The following is a 2,604-nucleotide window of genomic DNA, read 5'->3' on the forward strand; positions in this document are numbered from 1 at the left end:
GAGTGTTGGGAGTGGTTCAATGACAGATAATATCCATAAAGAAAAACGAAGAGCGGGGGAAATTCCCCCGCTTCTTTTTGTTTTGCCATATCCCTCTACCTTTCTTGAGACCCTTCCAAGTTTTGTGCTATTTCTTGTTCTAGCTGTTGGATAACGTCTAATACTCTGTCTCCGTAGTATTCCACTATAAACCACTCGTAGTCACGAGTGTCTATATTTTGTTTTCCTTTTTCTGCTGGATTGGCTACTCTGTATCTGAGTTTGCAGATTAGGGCGATATCACCGGCATCAAAGCGGGTGTTCCCTCTATTCACAGGGACAGGAACGCCTAAAGTTTTTTCCATATACTGGGCTGTTTCTGGGTAGCCTATATAGCTTTCTATCTGTGCGTTGTTTTGTTTGATGATCCACCGTGCTTCTTCTGGGGATATACTTCGACACCTGTAAAAACCTTCTTCAGGCATCATGGCCGAATTCATCAATTTTACAGTTAATTTTTTAATCATTTTCTTCCTCCTCTCAATGATCATAGAATATTCGCTACTGTTTACTTCCCAATTGATCCCTACAGTTGGGACAAACCAACTTTTTCTTCATTGTTACCTCTACCTCACTAAATCCGATGAAATTGCCTCCAGATATTCCTCATGCTCCGCCGAAACTTCCACATCTCTATCTTGTACATAATGCGGCCCCCTACAGTGGTAGCAGTTAGCCTTATCTATTGCTGCCTGCACAGCAGTACGGAATATCTCCACCTTTTTAGGGAGGCCCTTGCCGTTTCGGCGTTTCCATGTCCCGTCTGCCTCCACGACAATATCATCGGCATGCCAGAGGACCTGCTCTCTCAAATCAAGAGATAGAGAAAGGAACCTCTCAGTAAGACAAACGCTGTATTCGTCGCCGCTTCGAAAGGCATCTATCTCTACCCAAAAAGTATTGGGTTTTACACCAAACAGCGCATGTGTCCCGTTTGCTAAGTGCCCACTATCAACAACCTTGAAGGGCACAAGTTTCTCTCCGCTCGGGCCACAGATGATTGTACTCCTTCCTTCTTCTGTTTGCCCGCCTCCACGCTCAGCAAGAACAGCACTGAACGTAAAGCCCTTCACTCTCAGCTCTGGGACATATGCTTGGACAGACAAATACCCCGAACCGGGCAGAGTGTGCGTGACCTCAATCACCCGGTTCTCTGACAATTCTCCCGCAAGTAGGCTGTATCCCTCTTTAACAACCAGCTTTAGAGGGAACTTTTTTATTTTTCGAGTGATATCCAAGTGCTTCCAATACCCCTCCCTTACAAAAAACTGCAGTTGCGGAGGAAGTTTTACGTTTTTATCATAAGCCTTCCTCACCCGAACATTCACATCAGTCAACATAACATGATCCTGCTCCGCTGGATAATACCCACATATCTTTACCATCTTTACCCCTCCAATAAATTCCAATAAATTGTCGTTCTTAATAAAAGGATATTATTTTTTTGTGTTTTTAAACATTTTATTCACCACTCTTCGAGCTTTTTAATAACATACTGCTCATATATATCTGATGGTGCCAGCACACCCCAACTGCTACTGTACAGGACAGTTGGACTACTGATTATCAGAGCACCATCCTTTTCCTCTATTGTTCCCTTCAGAAGCTCTATGTCGTCGGTTTCTAAGTCGCTGTAAGCGGCATTTGGAAGCATTTCATACATATTGGCAAATGCCATAGGAATAAAAACTATGTTTCCTAATCTGTTATGCAACTCCTGCACACGGTGCAAATTCCCTATATTACGCAGATAACATACATCATCGCCATACTGAATCCACGAAGAAACTCTGTTTTTATCCAACAGATACACTACTCTTCTCTCGTTATGTAGACTGTACGATATTTCCTTGCCCCCAACACTAACATTGAATTCTCCTGTAAAGGTGTATGGGAGATCCATATTCACTTTTCCTTTAACAATATGGAACTTAATTCCTCCAAAAGAGGCTTTTGTCGTAAAAGAGTCTTTTATTTCCTCTAGCTCCATTCCTAAAGGCAAGCGATGAATTTTATCTCTGCGGTATGTGAGTACCAAAGGCCTCACATCCGATAAAAACCCCATATCGCCTGTGATTGGCTCAAGGTATCCGTACCTCACCAGCCAAACAGCTATGTCTACCTTATACTTATTTAAAATTTGATATACACAGTCTTTCTCAATAGTAGTAAGGGGTAGAGACTGTGCTTCCTCAAAGTGAGCTTCCCGGATCTGGCGAACAAAAAGCGGCTTTTTGAACCTATACCACCCTCCGCCAGTCATATAGACAGCGCCAAAATCGGCACAGCCCGACATTCCAGTCCACGTTGGAACATCAAGCTCAATTCCAAGAGGAATTTTTTCTGCCTCTCCTACTCCTGCTATAAATTCGAACCCCGCACCCGCCTTCTCATAAAAAACCATAAATCTAGCAAACCACCCTGAGCGATGTTGAATCTTACATCTACTGGTCATGCTGCCGCATTTGCGGCAGTAAAAATCTTTTTCCACAACCTTTACCTGTATATCTTCTCCTATTTTAACCATTTTATACCCCCTTGTGGTGTCTCACTATACAAAGTATA

General features: G+C 42.9%; 3 protein-coding genes. All 3 read right to left on the reverse strand.

The window, feature by feature from the left end; translation table 11 throughout:
* Nucleotides 1-95 precede the first annotated feature (95 nt).
* A complete protein-coding gene (locus tag V7Z69_RS09750; RefSeq protein WP_334139792.1) occupies nt 96-506 on the reverse strand; it encodes an STIV orfB116 family protein in 411 nt (136 codons plus the stop codon).
* Nucleotides 507-605: 99 nt separating this feature from the next.
* A complete protein-coding gene (locus V7Z69_RS09755) occupies nt 606-1,424 on the reverse strand; it encodes a hypothetical protein (RefSeq protein WP_334139793.1) in 819 nt (272 codons plus the stop codon).
* Between the two features lie 80 nt (nt 1,425-1,504).
* Complete coding sequence (locus V7Z69_RS09760) at nt 1,505-2,566, reverse strand: hypothetical protein (RefSeq protein ID WP_334139794.1); 1,062 nt, start codon at nt 2,564-2,566, stop codon at nt 1,505-1,507.
* Nucleotides 2,567-2,604 lie beyond the last annotated feature (38 nt).

Source organism: Thermovirga lienii, assembly GCF_036847465.1.
Taxonomy (GTDB): Bacteria; Synergistota; Synergistia; order Synergistales; family Thermovirgaceae; genus Thermovirga; species Thermovirga lienii.

Coding starts and splice junctions, on each gene's coding strand:
- V7Z69_RS09750 (WP_334139792.1), bottom strand. CDS start 506: ATGATTAAAAAATTAACTGTAAAATTGATGAATTCGGCCATGATGCCT.
- V7Z69_RS09755 (WP_334139793.1), bottom strand. CDS start 1,424: ATGGTAAAGATATGTGGGTATTATCCAGCGGAGCAGGATCATGTTATG.
- V7Z69_RS09760 (WP_334139794.1), bottom strand. CDS start 2,566: ATGGTTAAAATAGGAGAAGATATACAGGTAAAGGTTGTGGAAAAAGAT.